Origin of the sequence: Gemmobacter sp. LW-1 (assembly GCF_001303875.1) — a bacterium.
Taxonomy (GTDB): domain Bacteria; phylum Pseudomonadota; class Alphaproteobacteria; order Rhodobacterales; family Rhodobacteraceae; genus Gemmobacter; species Gemmobacter caeni.
Genome location: NZ_LJSC01000031.1, coordinates 37,191 through 57,207 on the forward strand (window position 1 = coordinate 37,191; position 20,017 = coordinate 57,207).

The following is a 20,017-nucleotide window of genomic DNA, read 5'->3' on the forward strand; positions in this document are numbered from 1 at the left end:
CCGGAACGGCAATGCTCGACATCCGCAGGGGTTCGCCACATGATGCCGGGGCTGCGGGCCAGGCACCGGACCCCGGACCACCGGCCAGATGCATCGGAGGGACACCCATGCTTATCCCGGTCGTGGCCAGTTTCGGGGCACTGCTGGTTCTGGCCGCACTCTGGCTGCGCCTGTCCTTCGCACGGCTGGCCCGCCGGGGTCACGAGACTGATCCCCCGGTCGCCACCTACGCCTCGCTCCTGGCGGACCAGGTCGCGACGCTGCACCTGCCGGAGGCACGATCCGGCTTCACCCTGCTGAGGGACGGAACCGAGGCATTTGACGCGCGGCTGGCCCTGATCAAGGCCGCGCGGCGCAGTCTCGATCTGCAATACTACCATTGGGCCGATGATGACTCGGGTCGCCATCTGCTGCACGCCTTGCAGGCGGCGGCAGATCGCGGCGTACGCATTCGCCTTCTGATCGACGATTTTGGCGCACAGGGGCTGGACCCGGCGCTCGCCGCGCTGGCCTCGTCGCCCGGCGTGGCTGTGCGGCTGTTCAATCCCGCGCTGCTGCGGCGCTGGCGCAATGTGAACCTCGCGCTGGATTTCGGCAGGCTGAACCGGCGCATGCACAATAAGGCGCTGGTGGCTGACGGGGATTGCTGCATCCTCGGCGGGCGCAACATCGCCGATGAGTATTTCGCCGGGAACGGGCAGTATCACTTCATCGACTTCGACGTGTTCGGGGTCGGCCCGGTCGGACAGATGGTGACCGAGGATTTCGAACGTTACTGGACCGCACGCGCGGCAATCCCCGTGCGGCATCTGGTCTCCGCCCGGCCGATGCCCCCGCCCGCCGCCCGTTCCGACGCCGCCACGGGAGAGGCCACGCCGGTGGACGCACTTCTGTCGGGGGCACTCGTCCCCGCTATCGGCGGGGTCGAGGTTGTCAGCGACGATCCTGAAAAGGTTCTGGGCCGCGCAGGGTTGCGGCGGCTGGCCATTCACCGGATCAGCGAGCTTCTGGCACAGCCACAGAGCAGTCTCGATATCGTTTCGGCCTATTTCGTGCCCGGCGGCGCGGGCCTGCGACGGCTTCAGGCGCTGGCGCGGCGCGGGGTACGGGTGCGCATTCTGACCAACGGCCAGCAATCCACCGATGTGACCATGGTGCATTGCGGCTACGCGCGCTATCGCCGCAGACTGCTGATGGCAGGGGTCGAGATTGCTGAACTGAAGGGCGGCGAGGGGCTGGAGCCTGAAAGGCGGCGGCTAGGTGAACGGCTGCGCGGCACCCCAAGCCGCAACAGCCTTCATGCCAAGACCTTCGTTGTGGATGAGCGTCGGCTGTTCGTCGGGTCATTCAACCTCGACCAGCGGTCCATGTATCTGAACACCGAAATCGGGCTGATCATCGACGCCGCCGATCTGGCGGCCGAGTTCACCCGGCTTCTGGAAAGCGAGATGCGGCAAAGCGTCTATCATCTTGGCCTGCGCGAAACACCGCGCGGGCACCGGCTGATCTGGCGCGAGGATCTGCCGGAGGGCGGGGTGGCCGAACATGACAGCGACCCCGGAACATCGGCGCTCAGCCGTCTTTTGCTGCGTCTGGCGGGGCGTCTGCCGATCGAGTGGCTGCTCTGACCCGCGCGACCACAGGCAGATGATCGGAACTGCGGCGCGCCAGCGGCGTGTCATGCACCGCAGCCCCGAGCAGTTCCAGCCCCTGCCCCGCATAGATCCGGTCCAGCGCCAGACGCGGAAAGGGTGCGGGGAAGCTGGCCGCCATGCCGGGTGGCCCAAGCTGTTCGTCCAGGGCGGCAAGCGACCGGCTGGGCCAGCGGCGCCATTCATTCATATCTCCCAGCGCGATGACCGGCCGGTCGGCATCCGTGGCCAGTTCGGCCAACAGCCGCGCCTGCCGCTGCCGCGCCGAGGCCAGCAGGGACAGATGCGCCGCGATCACCCGCAATGGCCCGAGGCCCGCCATCTCCAGATCCGCGACCAGCGCCCCACGCGGATCGGGGCCGGGCAGATGCAGAACATGCACCGCCTCGATCCGCGCCGCCCGGACCAACAGGATATTGCCGTGCCAGCCATGTGCCGCACCGCCCAGCCGCTGCGGCACATCCACCGGCAAAAGCCCGGTTTCCGCCGCCAGCGCCGCCGTATCAAGAACACCGCGACGCTGCCCGAACCGCCGGTCCGCCTCCTGCAAGGCCACGATATCGGCGCCCAGCGTGGCAATGACCCGCGCCGTGCGATGCGGGTCACGCCGGAAATCGGTGCCGATTCCCTTCTGCACATTGTAGGTGGCGACGGTAAGGACAGGGGGCTGCATGGCTGATGCTTGCCCCGCCAGAGGCCCGGATACAAGGGTCATCCCGCGCCCCGCGCGGCCCTGGCGGTTCAGCGGCCTGTCACAAATCTCGGACACAGCCGTCAACATCCCATTACACAAAGGCCTTAGGACGCGGTGAAACCGACAAGACAGGGGACACCCGATGAAAACGACTTTTGCGATGGCGGCAGCGCTGAGCCTTGCCGCACAGGCGGCACTGGCCGATGCGACCCCGATCACCTGGTGGCACGGCATGGGCGGCGCGAACGAGCAGGTGATCAACCAGATCGCCGAGAAATTCAACGCGGCCCAGCAAAGCTGCGCGATCACCCCGGTTTCCAAGGGCACCTATGAAGAGGCGCTGGCCTCGGGTATCGCGGCCTTCCGCTCGGGCGAGCAGCCGAACGTCATCCAGATCTTTGACGCGGGTGCCGCGACGATCATCAATGCCAAGGGCGCGACCATCGCGGCCGAGGACATCCTGACCCAGAACGGCCACAGCTTCGATCGCGACGCCTTCATTCCGGGCGTGCGTTGGTTCTATGCCGATGCATCGGGCAAGTTCATCGGCATGCCGTTCAATTCCTCCGCGCCGATCATGTATGTGAACGACGAGGCGCTGGCCAAGGCCGGTGTGACCGCGCCGAAAACCTGGGCCGAGTTCGAGGAAGTCGCGCCGAAGCTGAAAGAGGCGGGCTATATCCCCCTGACCGCCAGCCAGCTGACCTGGATGTTCTTCGAGAACTTCTTCTCGCGCAACAATGTCCAGATGGCGACCAATGCCAATGGCTACGACAGCTTTGACGGCACCGAACTGCGCGCCACCGCGCCGGAAATGATCGCCTTCTGGACCCGCGTGAAAGACTGGCACGACAAGGGCTGGCTGGGCTTCTACGGCGCGGGCTGGTCGGACAACCAGAAGCCGTTCGAGGAAGGCAAGGTCGCGTTCTGGATCGGCTCGTCCGGGTCGTTCGGCGGGCTGTCGAAGACCGCCACCATGCCGTTCTCGGCCGATTTCATACCCTATGACGAAACCGTCACCGACGGCAACAAATCCTCTTTCATCGGGGGCGCCGCCCTGTTCGCCTTCTCGGGCAAGCCGGAAGCTGAGAACAAGTGTACCGCTGATTTCTTCAGCTTCCTGACATCGACCGAGATTCAGGCCTTCTACCATCAGGCCACCGGCTATGTCGCCATCACCACCGCCGCCTACGAGAAGTCGAAGGCCGACGGCTGGTATGACCAGCATCCGCAGGCCGAAGTGGGCATCAAGCAGCTCATGCTGCCGCAAGGTGAATGGTCGAAAGGCTATCGTCTGGGCTTCTATCCGCAGATCCGCGTGATCGAGGAACGCGAGTTCAACAAACTGTTCTCGGGCGAAACCACTGTCGAGGACGCGTTCAAGGCCATTGAGACTGAAGGCAACGAGTTGCTGGCCCGTTTCGCCAAGACCTCGGGCTAAGGCCCGCCTTGCTTTCTTGCCGGGCCCATGTCGATGGGCCCGGCTTTCCGCATTGATGACCCTGCGAAAGCGCCGATGACCGATGTGACCCAACCGACCGGCGCCGCCCGCCCGCGACGCAAACCCCGGCGCCCGGCCGAGCCGGCAAAACGTGTGCAGTTCGACCGGCCGCTGCTGCCCTGGCTGTTCCTTCTGCCGCAACTGGCGGTGATCTTCGTGTTTTTCTATTGGCCTTCGGCGCAGGCCGTCACCTCGTCCTTCTATCTGGAAGACCCGTTCGGCTTTGGCGCAAGCTTTGTCGGGCTGGACAATTACCGCGACGCGCTGGGGTCCGCCGAATATCGCCGCATTGCTGGCTTCACCACACTGTTCACCGCCCTTGTCACCGCCCTTTCGCTGGGGCTGGGCCTGTTGTTCGCCGTCAAGGCCGACAAGGTGATCCGGGGCCGGTCCACCTACCGCACGGCGCTGATTTCCGTCTATGCGGTGGCGCCGCCGGTTGCCGGGCTGATGGGGATGATGCTCTTCGACCAGCATATCGGCCCCTTCGTGACGCTGGCCGCACAGTTCGGCTGGAACATGCAGGTCGGCATCAATTATTGGGATACCGCCTTCGCCATGATCCTCGTCTCGGTCTGGAAGCAGGTGCCCTACAACTTCATCTTCTTCCTGTCGGGGCTTCAGGGCATCCCGGCCTCGGTGCGCGAGGCGGCGGTGATCGACTGCAAGAACGGCTTCACCCGGTTCCGGACCGCCATCCTGCCACTGCTGGCGCCGACCGCCTTCTTCCTGCTGATCATCAACATCACCTATGCGCTGTTCGACACCTTCGCCGTGATCGACGTGATGGTGAAGGACAAACCCGCCAACAACCCGATCACCCTTGTCTACAAAGTCTATAACGACGGGTTCCGCGGCAATGACATCGGCGGATCGGCGGCGCAATCGGTGATCCTGATGGTGGTCGTGCTGGTGCTGACACTGGTGCAGTTCCGCTGGCTGGAACGCCGCGTGCATTACGGATGACCCCATGAACCGCGTTCGCCCCTTCGACCATTTCGTCCTGATCCTCGGCACGCTGTTCATGGTGTTGCCGGTTGCCGTGGCCGTGATGACCTCGACCCATACGGCGGTCGAGATCCACAGCCACGGCCTGTTCCTGACCCCCGGCGGCCACGGGGCCGAAACCTATGCGACTGTGCTGACCCGGCAGGGCGGCTTTACCGGGCAGGTGACCGGAACACGCATGATGATGAACTCGCTGATCCTTGGCATCGGCTTTGCGGTCGGCAAGATCGTGCTGTCGATGGCGGCGGCCTATGCGCTGGTCTATTTCCGGTTCCGCTTCGCCAGCTTCCTGTTCTGGATCATCTTCACCACGCTGCTGCTGCCGCTGGAGGTGCGGATCATGCCCTCCTATCAGGTGATGTCCGATCTGGGCCTGCTGAACAGCTATACCGGGCTGATCGTGCCGCTTCTGGCCTCTGCCACCGGCACCTTCTATTTCCGGCAGTTCTTCAAATCCGTGCCCGATGAATTGCTGGAGGCGGCACGGATCGACGGCGCCGGGCCCTTCAAGTTTCTGATCGACGTGCTGATCCCGCTGTCGCGCACGATGATGGCGGCCATTTTTATCATCATGTTCGTCTACGGCTGGAACCAGTACCTCTGGCCGATGCTGATGACCACGGAAGAGCGGTTCTTCACACTGATGCGCGGCATCAAGCAGATCCTGCAAGTCTGGGTCGGAAGCCAGGTCCCTGATTACAACGAAGCCTTCGCCCTTGCCATTCTGGCCCTCGCCCCACCCGTTCTGGTGGTGGTGGTGTTCCAGCGCTGGTTCATCAAGGGCCTGACGGAAAGTGACAAGTGATGGCCTCCATCGACATCAGCAACGTGTCCAAGACCTATCCCGGCGCTTCGGCGCCTTCGGTGTCCGACATCAACCTGTCGATCCGCGATGGCGAGTTCATCGTGCTGGTCGGGCCGTCCGGCTGCGGGAAATCGACGCTCCTGCGCATGGTGGCCGGGCTGGAGGATATTACCGGAGGCGAGGTGCGCATCGGTGACCGGCTGGTGAACGGGGTGGACCCGGCCGACCGTGACATCGCCATGGTGTTCCAGAACTACGCGCTTTACCCGCATATGACGGTGCGCGAGAACATGGCCTACGGATTGAAGAACCGCCGCACGCCCCCGGCCGAAATCGCGACCCGCGTGGCCGAAGCCGCCCGCATGCTGGAGCTTGGCCCCTATCTGGACCGCAAGCCGCGTGCGCTGTCGGGCGGGCAGCGGCAGCGCGTGGCGATGGGCCGTGCCGTGGTGCGCCAGCCCGCCGCTTTCCTGTTCGACGAGCCGCTGTCGAACCTGGACGCCAAGCTGCGCGTCTCGATGCGCGGCGAAATCCGGCGGTTGCAAAAGCGGCTGGGGACCACCTCGCTTTATGTGACCCATGACCAGCTTGAGGCAATGACGCTGGCCGACCGGCTGGTCGTGCTGAATGCGGGCCGGATCGAACAGGTCGGTGCCCCGCTGGACATCTATCACACCCCTGCGTCGACCTTCGTGGCGAGCTTCATCGGTTCGCCCGCGATGAACCTGCTCGACGCCGAGATTCGAGGCACGCGGCTTCATATCGGCGGGGCAGATCTGCCCCTGGGCCTGAATACTGCCGCGCAAGGGCAGGTGACCGCCGGTGTACGGGCCGAAGACCTGTATCTTGCCGCCGACGGCCTGCCCTTCCGCGTCGATTTCATCGAGGAACTGGGCGCGCAGCGTCTGGTACATGGCCATGTCGAGGGCCAGCCGCTGACGCTTGCCGTGGCTCCCGATGTGGCACTGTCCGACGCGGTTCATCTTGCGATCCGCGCTGGTGCGCTGCACCTCTTCGACACGGCGTCGGGCAAGCGCCTGCCCGCCTCCGGCACGGGCGCGCGACCGGCGCGTGCCACGGAAGAGATGGCGGGTGCAACCGCCCGTCCGCTGCTGTAACCCCCGCGCGCACCCAGGCGATCTGCACCGGGCGGCGACATCAGGAAAAGCGTCAGGCAGTGCAGGCTGACTATGGTGCCATCCTGAAGGGAAAGCACGTGGGCGACTGCCGATCCGGTCAGGCGACTTCGGGCAGGAGCCGGCCGAAGATATAGGTACTGCACCCCGGATCGAAGCCGATGATTTGCAGGCCCGCCTCAAAGCGGCTTTGCATGGCCAGGCGACCTTCGGTGCGGGCAGCGCGGGCGGCAGCTTCGTCGCTGCGCAGCAGCCTGTGAAAATCCGGCACCACGGCAACCCTGTCCTCGGCCCGCACTTCGGGGCGCCCTGTCACGAACAGTTCGGCGACCACGCGGTCACTTTCGACGCCGCCCTGATAGCTGCCACCCGATCCGTAGTAATTCACCAGATAACCCGTGCCGAAGGCCCCGAGGTTATTGATGTTGAGATTGGCATTGCGCGTCATCAGCGGGTCATAGGTCCAGCGGATGCGGCGAATGCCGCGCGACTGGCACCAGTCTTTCTGGTAGGCCTTCAGCGCCACGCCCAGCCCCTGCCCGCGATATTCGGGCAGCACGGCAAGCCGGTGGCTGTGCTGCACGGCGGGATCGGACGTCGGAAACCCGAAGACATACCCGGCCAGCCGCTCCCCGTCGAAGGCGCCGGCGACAATGCCCCCCTCGGATTGGACCACCATCAGCAGGTCCGGCGGGTCCGCCAGATCATCCATCCCCCAGACAGAATGTTGCAGGTCATAAGCGGCCTGAAACTCGGCCAGACCGTGCAGGTCGCGATAGGTGATCATGCCGGGAACGCCTGAACCGAAGTCGAGATGCTGTCCAGGAAATCCCAGTCCATCGTGACGCCGATCCCTGCCCCATTCTGCGGAATCGGCATCAGGCCGTTTTCCGTTTCAAGCTTTTCGACCACAATGTCGCGCTCGAAATAGCGCGACGATGACGAGGTGTCGCCCGGTCGCGAAAATTGTTCCAGCGTGCAAAGGTGGATGTTATGGGCCCGGCCGATCCCGGCCTCAAGCATGCCGCCGCACCAGACCGGCACGTCATGGGACAAGCACAGGTCATGCACCTGTTTGGCAACGGTATGGCCCCCCAGTCGCCCGACCTTGATATTGATCACCCGGCCCGCATCGGAGACCAGTGCCTTGCGGCAGTCGGGCAGCGTACGGATGCATTCGTCCAGACAGATCGGGGTTCGCAGCGCCGCCTGCAGCCGCACATGATCATGCAGGTCATTCCAGGCCAGCGGCTGTTCGATATAGTCCAGCGCATAGTCATCCATGCGACGCAGCACCGGCATATCGGCCAGCGTGTAGCAGCAATTCGCGTCGATGGTCAGGTGAGTATCGGGAAAGTCCGCGCGCACCGCATCCAGCAGCTTCAGATCATGCCCCGGCATCACCTTCAGTTTGATGCGGCGATAGCCTTGCTGCACATGAATCTCGACGTCCCGCAACGTGCGCGGAATATCCTTGATGCCCAGTGAAACACCCACCTCGATCTCGGTCCGGGTGCCGCCCAGAGCCTGCCACAGGGGCAGCCCCTGCACCTTGGCCCACAGATCCCAGAACGCCATCTCGACCGTCGCCTTGGCCATCTGGTGATCCCGCCAGGGCCGGAACAGACGTTCGATTTCCTGCGGATTGGCAAAGCTCTTGCCCACGACCTGCGGCAGGAACACGTCGCGCAGCATCATCATGGAAGAGGCGAGCGTTTCGGGCAGGTAATCGGGCAGCACATCGGCGACGCCCTCGGCATAGCCCTCGTGTCCGCCGCCGCGCAGCACCAGAATCGGCATGACCTTCCGGACCATGGTGCCCGTGGCAATGGTGAAGGGTTGCAACAGTGGCAATTCAATCAGCCGCAACTCGGCCGAGTCGATCACCAGAGGTTCGCGGAGAGGCGAAAGCGGCATGGGTCTTCCTTTACGAAACGGGGTTTCCCGCGACGGGTTTGGCCGGGTTCAGGCACTCGGGATGCACGGTACTCCGGGCGCGCCGACCGGCTCAGAGAAATCCATTTTTAGTTTACGGTCAAGATTGACCGACTGTTAGTTTGCTGTCATGGTCGATTCCAAGCGGACTGAAGCACTGAGCAACCGCAGGCGCGGCCCTTTCGGCAAAGGGACGCTCCGGCCCTTGAACGCCTTGGGGAAGCCGATGGAACAAGCCGAAGGAACAGGCCTGCACGCCCGGCTTGAGGCGATTCTTGGCACCGGCACCCCGGTTGAACGCGCAATCGCGGCCTATCTGCTGAACCATATCGCCGACCTGCCATTTGAAACCGCAGCCAGCCTCGCCGCCCGGATCAGGGTTTCGGAAGTGTCGATCGGGCGCCTTGCACGGGCTCTGGACTATCGCAACCTGAAAGAGATGAAAGAGGCGCTGAAGGCTGAGGCTGATCTGAAGGCGATTGCCGCCGTCAGCGACAGCCCCTGGCTGAAGGGGGTGGCACTGGCCGAACGCTTTGCCCGCAGTGAGGGCAGCAAGGCCGATGGCGGCACCGCCGCGCTGGAGCGCGAAATCCATGCCGTCATGCGCAACCATGAAACAGCGGCGGGGACCGAGTTCGCGCGGTGCGCCCGGCGTCTTGCCACGGTCGGCCATGTGCAGATCGCAGGCTTCCAGACCGAACGCGGTCTTGCGCAATACATGGCCCATAACCTGAGCTATCTGCGCCCGCGCGTCACGTCGCTGGCCCTGGACAGCGGCCATTTTGCCGAGGTGTTTCTGGATGATCCGGCGAACACCGCGCTGGTCATCATCGAGACGCGGCGCTACTCGCGCCTTGCCTATGATCTTGCCAAGGCAGCCAGGGCACAGGGCATTCCGGTGACTCTGATCACCGACCCCTATTGTGGCTGGGCGACCGAGGTCGCAGACGAGGTTCTGCGGGTCGAGACCGATTTCAACCATTACTGGGATGCCACCGGCCAGATTGCAGGTCTGGTCAACCTGCTCGTCGACCGGATCTTCGGAGAGCTGGGCCCCGGTATCGAAGCGCGCCTGAACGCGATCAGCCGCCACTATCAGCAATTCGTGGGTCACCAGAGGTGACGCTTTAACAAAGCCGGCCGGCCTGAACCGGAACCGGCATCTCAACAGGAAGGAAAGCCCGTATGAAATCCCTTGGAAAGTTGTTGCTTGGAACCGCCCTTGCCGGTGGCCTGATGTTGCCCGCGCAGGCACAGGACGTTGTTGCCGTCCTCTCGCAGAACGAGACGGGCGCCACCTCGTACAATCCGGTATCGGCGACGCTGCTGTCGGTTGGCGCCTGGCTGATGTATGACCGTCTCGTCGCCAAGGACGAGAACCTGCAATATGTACCGAACCTCGCCGAAAGCTGGGAAGAAGCGCCGGATGGCATGACCTGGACCTTCAAGCTGAAGCCCGGTGTCACCTTCCACAACGGCACCCCGTTCACGGCACAGACCGTTGTCGACTGGCTTCCGCTGTATAAGGGGTCCGAGAACGAGTATCTGTTCGACGCCATCGACCACGCCGAGGTGGTTTCGGATACCGAAGTCAAATTCGTGATGAAACGGCCCGAGCCGAACCTGCTTTACAACCTGTCGACGGTCTATGCCTCGATCCCCGATCCGGCCGCCTTCACCGAGCTGGGCGAGGAATTCGGTGTGGCCGAGGTGGTCGGCACCGGGCCGTTCAAGCTGGACAGCTTCGAGATCGGCAATCAGACCGTTCTGCTGCGCAATGACGATTACGCATGGGGACCGGGTGATGCGACCGGCCATCCGGCCAAGATCGAAACGCTGACCCTGCGGGAAATCGCCGAAGCCTCGACTGCGTTCCTTGAACTGAAAACCGGCGGCGTCGACATGCTGATGAACGTGCCCACCGATTTCGTGGGCGAGGTCGAAGGCAGCGGCAATCTGAAATTGCTGGAACTGCCGGGCACCGATCTTGTCTACATGCCGATCAACGTGACCAAGCCGCCCTTCGATGACATCAAGGTGCGCGAGGCGGTGGCCTTTGCCATCAACCGGCAGGAAATCGTCGATGCGGTGTTTGGCGGGCGGGGCAAGGCGGCCGATGGCTTCCTGATTTCGGCGCTGCCGGAATCGCAGATCGCGCCGGAATACCGCATGACCTATGACCCCGAGCGCGCCAACAAAGCACTGGATGACGCGGGCTGGGTGAAAGGGGCTGACGGCATCCGCGAAAAAGGCGGCGAGAAGCTGAAAGTGACGCTGTGGACCCAGTCGGACAGCATCTTCCGCCGCCTGTCGGAAGTGGTGCAGGCGCAGCTGAAGGCGGTGGGGCTTGAGGCCGAAATCCTGACCTTCGACAATGCGGCGATCCGCGACCAGTACAAGACCGGCGAACAGCAGCTGGCAGTGCGCACCTATCTTTGGGACAATGCCGACATCCTGGAGTGGTTCTTCAGCGGCGAGCGGCTTTATTATCCCAACATCTCGATGCTGAATGATCCCAAGGCAGAAGAGCTGAAGGCGGCGGCGATGACGGGGGCCAAGAACTCGGCCGAACGCGAGGCGAACTTCAGGGCTTATCACGAGTATATCAACTCGCTGTATCCCTATGCCCCGATCTACGAGCCGGTGCAGCTGATGGGCTACAACACCGACCGTGTGACCCTGCCGGAACCGCTTCATGCCGCGCGCTTCAACACGCTGGGCTTCCTCCAGCTTGAAGTGAAAGAATAAGCGCAAGATGCTGGGCTTCGCCATCCGTCGCATCCTGATGCTGGTTCCGGTGTTCCTTGCGGTGTCGGTGATCATCTTCCTGATGATCCACATGCTGCCGGGTGACCCCATCGACAATCTGCTCAGGATCGGGGCGGGGCCCGATCAGCGGGCGGCCCTGACCGAGAAATACGGCCTCGACCGCCCGCTTTACGAGCAATACCTCTACTGGATCGGCAATGTGGTTCAGGGGGATTTCGGCAATGCCATCGTGCAGCGCCGCCCCGTGGCCAGCCTGATCGGCCAGGCCCTGCCCTATTCGCTGACACTGGGCGGGCTGGCGTTGCTGGTCTCCACCGTGCTGGGCATCACGGTAGGCATCATCGCGGCCAGCTTCAAGGGAAGCTGGCTGGATCAGGGGCTGATGGGCGGGGTGCTTTTTGGGTCCATGCTGCCGAATTTCTGGATCGGGCTGCTGCTGATCCTTGTCTTTTCGGTATCGCTGGGCTGGACCCCGGTGTCCGGTGCCCGTGGCTGGGAAAGCCTGATCCTGCCCGTGGTCACCATCGGTCTGGGCGGCACCGCACTGGTGGCGCGGGTGACGCGGGTGGCGATGATCGACGCGCAGGGGCGCGACTTCGTGATGCTGCTGCATGCCAAGGGCGTGCATCCCGTGGTCATCCAGTTGCGGCACGTCCTGCGCCACGCCCTGATCCCGGTCGTCACCATTCTGGCGCTGCGGATCGGCTGGATTCTGGGCGGGGCCGTTACGGTAGAGGTGGTGTTTGCGCGGCCCGGCCTTGGCTCGCTTCTGATCAAATCCCTGAACCAGCATGATTATCCGGTCGTTCAGGCCTCGCTGCTGATCCTCGCCATGGCGGTTCTGCTGGGCACCCTGCTGGGAGACCTGTTGCAGGCCGCCATGGACCCGCGCATCCGGGACAATCTGAAATGACCGTGACCGCTCCTGTTCCGGGCCTGCTGCCCGCGCTGCGCCGCTCGGCCCCTGTCCAGGCTTTTGCAAGCTGGAAAGGCGGTGTGGCCGGCACCTTCCTGATCCTTGTCGTGCTGGGCGCCCTTTTCGCACCCTGGCTGACGCCCTACGGCTTTGACGTGCAAAACCTGCCGGGAGCCTTTCAGGCCCCCAACCTTAGCCACCCCATGGGCACCGATGAATTCGGACGCGACGTGCTGACCCGCATTCTTTACGGCGCGCGGACCTCGCTGTCGGTCTCGGCGGTGGCTATCGCGATTTCGTTGTTCTGCGGCATGGTTCTGGGCGCCAGCGCCGGATACTTCGGTGGGCGTTTCGACCGCGCGGTGATGGTCGTCGTCGATCTGACCTGGGCGTTTCCCGAAATCCTTGTCGCGCTGATGCTGGTGGCGATCATCGGCCCCGGCACGACCGGAACCCTGGTGGCGATCTGCGTCGCCTATCTGGCGCAGTTTACCCGCCTGACCCGCGCGCAGGTCATGGCGCTGAAATCGGAAACCTTTGTCGAGGCGGCCCGCGGCATGGGGGCATCGAATGCCGCGATCCTGTTCCGCCATCTGCTGCCGAACTGTCTGGGGCCGGTTCTGGTGGCCGGGATGCTGGCGACCGGCGATGCGATCATTCTGGAGGCGACGCTGGGCTTTTTCGGCCTCGGCGCGCAGCCCCCGACCCCGTCCTGGGGCGGCATGATGTCCTCGGGGTCCGGGCTTTTGTTCAAGGGGCCGTGGATCATCATGTTCCCGGGCCTCTGCATCGCGTTGACGGTGGTGGCAATCAACATGTTCGGCGACGCGCTGCTGCACAAGCTGGACGTCCGCGAACGGGTGAGGACCGCCTGATGCTGATGGAAGTCAAGGATCTCTCGCTGTCCATCGGCAAGGTCGCCTTGCTGGATCGGGTCAGTTTCTCGGTTGATCGCGGGCAGGTGCTGGGTCTGGTCGGTGAAAGCGGCTCGGGCAAATCGCTGACCGCGCTGGCGCTGACCGGCCTTGTGCGCCGCATCGGCGGCAGGATCACCGGCGGCAGCATCGTCTTTGACGGGCAGGAGCTTTCGGATCTGCCCGAACCGGCCTACCGCAAGCTGCGTGGCAAACGGATCGCCTTCATCACCCAGAACCCGATGTCGGCGCTGGATGCGCTGAAAACCATCGGCGATCAGGTCGATCAGGTCTCGCGGCTGCATCTGGGCCTGTCGCGCAAGGCGGCACGGGCGCATACTGTCGACATCCTGACGCGGCTGCGCATCCCCGAGGCGGCAACCGTGGCCCGCGCCTATCCGCATCAGCTTTCCGGCGGAATGAAGCAGCGGGTGGTCATCGCCATGGCATTGGCCGCCGATGCCGATCTCATCATCGCGGATGAGCCGACCACCGCACTGGATGTGACGGTGCAGGCCCAGATCGTGATGATCCTTTCCGAGCTGGTGAAGAAGCGCAACATCGGCCTCATCCTGATCACGCATGACATGGGTGTGGTGGCGCAGATCTGCGACAAGGTCTGTGTGCTGTATGCGGGCCGCGTGGCGGAAAGCGGGCCGGTCGGGCAGTTGTTCGACACGCCGCGCCACCCCTATTCGGCGGCGCTGATTGGCTGCATCCCGCGCGAAGGCATGGCGCCCGGTGCGCTAAAGGGCATTCCGGGCACCGTGCCCTCGGCGCTGAATTACGGCGCCGAATGCTGCCGCTTTGCCAGCCGCTGCACCCGCGCGGATGCGCTCTGCCACACCACCCGGCCCCTGCCGCATTCGCAGGGCGCCGCCCTGGTCGCCTGTCATCATCCGCAAGGCACTGCCGCACAGCCCGAGGCCCTCGATGTCTGAACCGATCCTTGCCCTGTCGGGACTGACCCGGCGCTTCTCGACCGGCGGCGGCTTTCTGCGCCCTGCCCGCAGCATGACAGCCGTGCGCGGTGTCGACCTGCAAGTGGCACGCGGTGATATCGTGGGTGTGGTGGGCGAAAGCGGCTGCGGCAAATCCACCCTTGCCCGTCTTGCCATGCGGCTGCTTGAGCCAAGCGATGGCACGATCCGTTTCGAGGGGCAGGATGTGACCCATCTTGGCGGGCGGGCCCTGAAATCCCTGCGCAAGAAGCTGCAAATGGTGTTTCAGGACCCCTATTCCTCGCTGGACCCGCGATACACCGTGCGCGACTGCATCGAGGAGCCGTTCCGCGCATTGGGAGAGCCGGTCCCCCCCGGCCGGGTCGAAGACCTGCTGGATCAGGTGGGCCTGCCGCGCAGCTTTGCCGAAAGCTATCCGCACCAGATGTCCGGCGGCCAGCGCCAGCGTGTCGGCATCGCCCGCGCACTGGCCTATGCACCCGATTTTGTGGTGCTGGATGAACCGACCGCCTCGCTGGATGTCTCGATCCAGGCGCAGATCATCGCGCTCTTGCAGGATCTGCACCGGCAGCGCGACCTGACCTATCTGTTCATCAGCCATGACCTTGGGCTGGTGCGCTACTTCTGCTCGCGCATCGTGGTGATGTATCTGGGGTCCGTGGTCGAGGTGATGGAAGATCCCCATGCCGCGCCGCGCCATCCCTATACACGGGCCCTGATGGAATCCTCCTTCGTGCCCGACCCCGAAGCTCGCGCCACCATCGTGCCACTGGAGGGCGAGATCCCCTCGCCCTTCGCGCTGCCGCAGGGTTGCCCCTTCGCGCCGCGCTGCCCCCGCGTGCAGGACCGCTGCCGCAGCGAACTGCCGCAACCCACGGCCACCACCATCGGCCGTGTGAGCTGTTTCAACCCAATCGAGGCCTGATGTCATGTCTTTCCATATCCTGACTGCCGAGCTGATCCAGGAATGCAGCACCTTCAATACGGGCCGCACCGGGCTTGACGAATACCGGGTGGAGATTCTGGCCACCGGAACCGAGGCCATCGCACAGCGGCGGGAAGGCCGGGCCGAACTGAAGGGGTTTCTTGATGTCGCCGAGGCCGAGGGCTGGCAGGTGACGCATGCGCTTTCGGCAACCGCGACCCCCGGCCCGATTGTCACCGCCGAGGCCTTCGAGCATCTGGCGGGCATCATCACCGATGCGGCCCGCGCGCAGAAGGGCCGCATCCACGGGGTTCTGCTGGGCCTGCACGGCGCCATGGGCGCCGAGGGGTTCGACGATCCCGAAGGCGAGCTGATCACCCGCTTGCGCGCGATCCTCGGCCCGGATCTGCCCATCGGCATCACGCTGGACCTGCATACCAATACCACGCCGGAAATGGCCGCCGGGGCCAATGTGGCCGTTTCCTACAAGACCTACCCCCATATCGACCATGTCGAGACCGGCGCGCAGGCAGCCCGCGTCCTGAAGCGGTTGATGGAGGGCAGTGCAAAGGGCTGCACCCTGCGGCTCAAGTTGCCAATGCTGGACGAGGCGAATGGCGGTCGGTCGGATGTGATGCCTACGATGGAATTTTACGACCGCGCCCGCCGCTACGAAACCCAGCCGGGTATTCTGGCGGTTTCGGTCAATGCGGGCTTTGCCGATGCCGATATTCTGGAGGCCGGACCCTCTGTGCTCGTCAGCTATGATGAGCTGACAGCCGGTGCTGCTGCGCGGGCAGAGGAGATCGCCCGCGATCTGGCACAGTCGATCTGGGAGGCGCGCGATTCCTGCGTGAACCGCTTCCTCAGCGTGCCGGAGACCGCTGACTATATACGCGCCTTCAAGCCCACCCGTCCCGGCCCGCTGGTGATTGCCGATTTCGCGGACAATCCCGGAGCTGGCGCCTACGGCGATGCCACCAACCTTCTGGCCGGAATGCTGGATCTGGGGCTGGAGAATGCGGCCTTCGGCCCGATGATCGACCCGGAAGCCGCCGCGACCCTGCACCAGTCTCAGGAGGGTGCCACCGTCACCCTCGCCGTCGGTGGCAAAAGCGACCCGCGTTTCGGTGGGGACCCGCTGATGCTGACCGGCGAGATCCGCCACCTCTCCGCCGAAGGGCTGCTGGTTGGCGACGGGCCGGTGATCGGTGGCATCACCTTCCGGTTCGGCAAGACCGCCGTGCTGCGGGTGAACGGGGTCGATATCCTGATCGTAACCGAGCGGGGCCAGGCCTATGACCTGCAACAGTTCAAGGCTTTCGGCATCATCCCCGAGCAATGCTCGGTGCTGGGTCTGAAGTCGCAGCAACACTTCCGCGCGGCCTTCGAGCCCATCGCCGCCGAGGTCATCGTCTGTGACTGCGGCGCCATCGCCTCACCGGATTACAAGATCCGCACCTATACGAAGGTCCGCAGACCGATCTGGCCCCTCGACGAGATTTCCGGCACGCCTGAGTTCCGCGTCAGCTGAGAGCCGGACGCCTGCCTTTGCCGATGGCTGCAATCCCGGTGCAGATCGGGCCAAAAGCGGCTGGAATTCGGGGGCTACTGCACCGCTACATCCGTGTAGAATCTGAGAGAAACAACGGTGACATTCCTCACAGGATTCCTACGTTGACCGCTGCACAGGCGGCTCATTTGTTGAACGCGACTGGGAACGGCAACACCGGCACCAACGGAATTTTGGAACAGCGACTGCTAGACTGTTACGGCCTTCTGCACCACACGATGGCAAACGGTTGGACGCCGAAGGGTTTGCGGGACTCGGTTTTTGCCGCAAATACGTTTCGTAAGAAATTTGGGGATGTCGAGTTTGAGCGCCCCGTTCGGCCCAACCCGGAAGTTGTCGCCTATGAGTCGCATGGCGGGCGTCTTACCCTTCCGTATGTTCTTGATCACTTGGACTCGTTTTGTTCTGTTCTAGCCGCGAGAGAGGACGAGTTGACCAGCATCGCGCCACTTGCAGATTGGCGCTTTGAGGTCGTGTTTGTCGCGCACGTTTTTGATGGAGCATTACCTGCTGCTCGCGGTGTCGCCGGTCTCAATGTCGCGTTGCGTTACATCACGTTTGCAGATGCCGCGCTTGAACTGATAGCCGCGAATGCGACGGCATCTGTCAATACTCACATAGTGGACGCACTGAACAACGGCTTCATTCACCCACAAGTGAGGCAGCGTGCGCGGGGGATGATCGCAATCTAGTTGACACTAAGAATCAGCTTGTGCCTTGCAGCTCAGAACCACTGACAAACGGTACATCAGGCGCACTGCGTCACCATTCCGCTACCATACAAAAACACACAGGCCACCATACAGCGGTCTATCAGTTTTCTTCTAAGATGATGATTTTGTTCGGGAAAATTTTGGTCGGAGCGAGAGGATTCGAACCTCCGACCCCCTGCTCCCGAAGCTATGGCCTGCCAACTTGGCGTAGCTTTACGCAGCTTGTTTCTCCTTTATTATCAAGCGATTTCAGTTGCTTGGCTCGGATGAACAGCCTTAGGCATTTTGGCGCAGCTTTATGGCTGCTGCTTAAAATCTGCTTTCGAGGAGCTGCCGACCATGCCTAACCCGACCGCCAAGCACCCGCCCGTGAAACTCACCAAGACCTATATCGACCGCATCAAGCCCGGTGCGACTGACGAGCATCATTGGTGCATCGACCCGAAGGGGTTCGGCCTCCGTGCCAACCCGAGCGGCAAACTCACCTTCATCGTGCAGGGGCGCATTGACCCGCGCAAACCCCCGGCCCGCATCACCATCGGGCCTTACGGCGTCTTCACCGTGGACCAAGCCCGCGACGTTGCCCGCGAACACCTGCGGTCCATGCGTATGGGGATCGACCCGCGCGACGTGAGGCGCGAGGACGAGGCCAAGGCCGTCACGTTGCGTCAGGTGGCCGACGCATTCTTTGCGCGGCCCGGTATGCTCAAGGAGAACACCCGCGAGGAGATGGACCGCCACCTCACGACCGCCTTCGCCAAGTGGCTGCCTCGCGCCATCGCCAGCATCACCCCGAACGACTGCCGCAAGCGGTATGAGGAAATCGCCACGAAGGGGCTGCGCAAGACGCCAGCACCTGCCCCCGGCAGCGCAGCTTCAGCGTTCAAGATCCTTCGCACCCTCATCAACTTTGCGATGGAGGAATATCAGACGCAGGACGGCGCACCTCTCATTGCCCGGAACCCTGTGGCCATCATCAAGAAGGAACTGGCCGCGCATGAAAGCAAGGTTCGGACCCGGCACATCGACCGCCGCGATGTGGGTAAGTTTTGGCATCACTTGACCACAGCACGACTGAATCCCGCGTTCAGCGCCGACACCCGCTGCGGCATCGACCTTGTGATGTTTCTTCTCCTGACGGGCACCCGCCGCAATGAAGGGGCCATGCTGACATGGGACCGCGTCAACCTTGACGACGCCGACCCCGCCAACAACTGGTTCCACCTGCCCGACCCGAAGAACAAGAACCCCGTCTGGCTGCCTCTCTCGTCGCAAGCGGTTGCCGTCCTCAAGACCCGCCAAGTGGCCGCCGAAAAGGCCGGGACCACGAGCAAGTTCGTGTTCCCGTCACGCAGCGCCGCAGGCCACATCAAGGACACCCGCGCCCCGCTGGAACGGTTCAGCACGGTCATTGGCATGGATCGACTGTCGGCACACGATTTGCGGCGCAGCTTCGTGACCCTCGGTGTGAAGGCCTGCCGCCTTGACATTGCGAAGCTGGAATTGTTGACAAATCATGTGCCAATGGGCGTCACGGCCCGCCATTATCTTGAGACAAGCGACCTTCGGGATTATCACCCCGAGGTGCAGGCCATCGGTGACTACATCGAGCAACAGGCGCTGATTTTCGCTGGCGGGAACGTGGTGCAGCTACCGCAGCGAGCGTGATGCACCCCTGCCGGGCCGTTTTCGGGGGTAGCAGCCGGGGGCCGGGGCTTGCCGCCCCTACCCCGGCGGCGGTGCTGATCGCGGCTGTGCGCGGCGGCTAGGGGCGCTGCCGCCAGTTACCTTGGGAGCAACGGATCGTTTCCTATCCGAGTGCATATTTCGCTGGCTAGACCTCTCGCCGCTGTGCAAAGCTGCATGTGCCTTCGTCTTGGAGGCCGTGCCGCACTGGGGCGCGCCCACGAGGAACATTCCAGAGCCAAAGCCGGTGTGCGCAATAGGGGTGAAAGTCCCTGAAAGGCCCGGACACTCTGCCGAAGGAATCCCTTCGGTGCTGGTGACCACAGCCCAACCGTCCGTCAACCGCGACATGCGGCATCGGAAAGCTGTGGGTGACTTATATGTCCGACACGACCGTTCAGACCCGCGCCATCGGGAGCATCAAGGCCTCTCTGCAAGGCTCCACCTATCCAATCGCCAAGCCGATTGACCCCGACGACTTCATCAATACCAAGGAAGCCGCTCGGCTTCTTCGGAAGAAGCCGAACACCCTCGAAATCTACCGCCACCAAGGGAAGGGACCGCCCTTCGTGAAGTTGGGCGACTCCCCGCAATCGCCCGTTCTTTACCTGCGCTCCGACGTGTTGGCTTGGCTCGCGCAACAGACCTACAGGAGCACCAGCGCCCACACCGCCGCCGTCAATGCCAAGCGCCCCTCCGGCTACACTGTCGGCCCGAGCGCTATCCCCCGCCCGTGGGAAGGCAACAGCGCTGCCAGCAGTCAGCCGCAGGGTGCATCGGAATGAAAGTGCTGGACCATTGCAGCGGCGCGTTGCGTCGGCAAGCCCG

The 20,017-nt window shown here is 63.5% G+C and carries 18 protein-coding genes; 15 read left to right on the plus strand and 3 right to left on the minus strand.

Features of this window, described 5'->3' with window-relative positions:
* Nucleotides 1-107 precede the first annotated feature (107 nt).
* A complete protein-coding gene (locus tag AO684_RS06310) occupies nt 108-1,628 on the plus strand; it encodes a phosphatidylserine/phosphatidylglycerophosphate/cardiolipin synthase family protein (protein WP_054301899.1) in 1,521 nt (506 codons plus the stop codon).
* On the opposite strand, the gene AO684_RS06315 is transcribed toward AO684_RS06310, so the two are convergent.
* Nucleotides 1,573-2,367 (minus strand): endonuclease/exonuclease/phosphatase family protein, encoded by a 795-nt coding sequence (locus AO684_RS06315; RefSeq protein WP_235451223.1) that lies wholly within the window; start codon nt 2,365-2,367, stop codon nt 1,573-1,575. The genes AO684_RS06310 and AO684_RS06315 overlap by 56 nt on opposite strands.
* Nucleotides 2,368-2,488: 121 nt before the next feature.
* Between AO684_RS06315 and AO684_RS06320 the strand changes: the two genes are divergently transcribed.
* The 4 genes from AO684_RS06320 (at nt 2,489) to ugpC (ending at nt 6,778) form a co-directional block, all read left to right on the plus strand.
* Entirely contained in the window at nt 2,489-3,787 is a 1,299-nt protein-coding gene (locus AO684_RS06320; RefSeq protein WP_054301901.1) for an extracellular solute-binding protein, read from the plus strand.
* A 75-nt stretch (nt 3,788-3,862) separates the two neighbouring features.
* Complete coding sequence (locus AO684_RS06325) at nt 3,863-4,813, plus strand: ABC transporter permease subunit (protein WP_054301962.1); 951 nt, start codon at nt 3,863-3,865, stop codon at nt 4,811-4,813.
* Between the two features lie 4 nt (nt 4,814-4,817).
* Complete coding sequence (locus AO684_RS06330; RefSeq protein ID WP_054301902.1) at nt 4,818-5,660, plus strand: ABC transporter permease subunit; 843 nt, start codon at nt 4,818-4,820, stop codon at nt 5,658-5,660.
* Nucleotides 5,660-6,778 carry a sn-glycerol-3-phosphate ABC transporter ATP-binding protein UgpC gene (ugpC, locus tag AO684_RS06335; RefSeq protein ID WP_054301903.1) on the plus strand — a complete coding sequence of 373 codons (1,119 nt, stop codon included), beginning with the start codon at nt 5,660-5,662 and terminating at the stop codon, nt 6,776-6,778. Before AO684_RS06330 ends, ugpC begins: the two co-directional genes overlap by 1 nt.
* Before the next feature lie 118 nt (nt 6,779-6,896).
* Here ugpC and AO684_RS06340 read toward each other — a convergent pair whose 3' ends face one another.
* Both AO684_RS06340 and menC read right to left on the minus strand, forming a co-directional pair.
* The gene (locus AO684_RS06340; protein ID WP_054301904.1) at nt 6,897-7,583 is read right to left on the minus strand and encodes a GNAT family N-acetyltransferase; all 687 of its coding nucleotides are present in this window, start codon (nt 7,581-7,583) and stop codon (nt 6,897-6,899) included.
* Nucleotides 7,580-8,713 (minus strand): o-succinylbenzoate synthase, encoded by a 1,134-nt coding sequence (menC, locus tag AO684_RS06345; protein ID WP_054301905.1) that lies wholly within the window; start codon nt 8,711-8,713, stop codon nt 7,580-7,582. The genes AO684_RS06340 and menC overlap by 4 nt, the downstream gene beginning before the upstream one ends.
* Nucleotides 8,714-8,957: 244 nt before the next feature.
* Here menC and AO684_RS06350 point away from each other — a divergent pair, with 244 nt between their 5' ends.
* From AO684_RS06350 to AO684_RS21540, 10 genes are all read left to right on the plus strand, one after another.
* Nucleotides 8,958-9,854: a MurR/RpiR family transcriptional regulator gene (locus tag AO684_RS06350; protein ID WP_152968362.1), complete on the plus strand. Its 897-nt coding sequence runs from the start codon at nt 8,958-8,960 to the stop codon at nt 9,852-9,854.
* Between the two features lie 62 nt (nt 9,855-9,916).
* The gene (locus AO684_RS06355; RefSeq protein WP_054301907.1) at nt 9,917-11,479 is read left to right on the plus strand and encodes an ABC transporter substrate-binding protein; all 1,563 of its coding nucleotides are present in this window, start codon (nt 9,917-9,919) and stop codon (nt 11,477-11,479) included.
* Nucleotides 11,480-11,486: 7 nt separating this feature from the next.
* Nucleotides 11,487-12,413, plus strand: a complete 927-nt coding sequence (locus AO684_RS06360; RefSeq protein ID WP_054301908.1) for an ABC transporter permease — start codon at nt 11,487-11,489, stop codon at nt 12,411-12,413.
* Nucleotides 12,410-13,291, plus strand: coding sequence for an ABC transporter permease (locus AO684_RS06365; RefSeq protein ID WP_054301909.1), 882 nt, complete (start codon nt 12,410-12,412; stop codon nt 13,289-13,291). The genes AO684_RS06360 and AO684_RS06365 overlap by 4 nt, the downstream gene beginning before the upstream one ends.
* Nucleotides 13,291-14,271 carry an ABC transporter ATP-binding protein gene (locus AO684_RS06370; protein ID WP_054301910.1) on the plus strand — a complete coding sequence of 327 codons (981 nt, stop codon included), beginning with the start codon at nt 13,291-13,293 and terminating at the stop codon, nt 14,269-14,271. Before AO684_RS06365 ends, AO684_RS06370 begins: the two co-directional genes overlap by 1 nt.
* On the plus strand, nt 14,264-15,217 hold the full coding sequence (locus tag AO684_RS06375; protein ID WP_054301911.1) for an ABC transporter ATP-binding protein: 954 nt from the start codon (nt 14,264-14,266) through the stop codon (nt 15,215-15,217). The genes AO684_RS06370 and AO684_RS06375 overlap by 8 nt, the downstream gene beginning before the upstream one ends.
* Nucleotides 15,218-15,221: 4 nt before the next feature.
* A complete protein-coding gene (locus tag AO684_RS06380; protein WP_054301912.1) occupies nt 15,222-16,751 on the plus strand; it encodes a M81 family metallopeptidase in 1,530 nt (509 codons plus the stop codon).
* Between the two features lie 143 nt (nt 16,752-16,894).
* Nucleotides 16,895-17,482 (plus strand): hypothetical protein, encoded by a 588-nt coding sequence (locus tag AO684_RS06385; protein ID WP_054301913.1) that lies wholly within the window; start codon nt 16,895-16,897, stop codon nt 17,480-17,482.
* Nucleotides 17,483-17,842: 360 nt separating this feature from the next.
* Nucleotides 17,843-19,171: an integrase family protein gene (locus tag AO684_RS06390; protein WP_054301914.1), complete on the plus strand. Its 1,329-nt coding sequence runs from the start codon at nt 17,843-17,845 to the stop codon at nt 19,169-19,171.
* Between the two features lie 398 nt (nt 19,172-19,569).
* Nucleotides 19,570-19,974 carry an AlpA family transcriptional regulator gene (locus AO684_RS21540; protein ID WP_152968364.1) on the plus strand — a complete coding sequence of 135 codons (405 nt, stop codon included), beginning with the start codon at nt 19,570-19,572 and terminating at the stop codon, nt 19,972-19,974.
* Nucleotides 19,975-20,017: the final 43 nt, after the last annotated feature.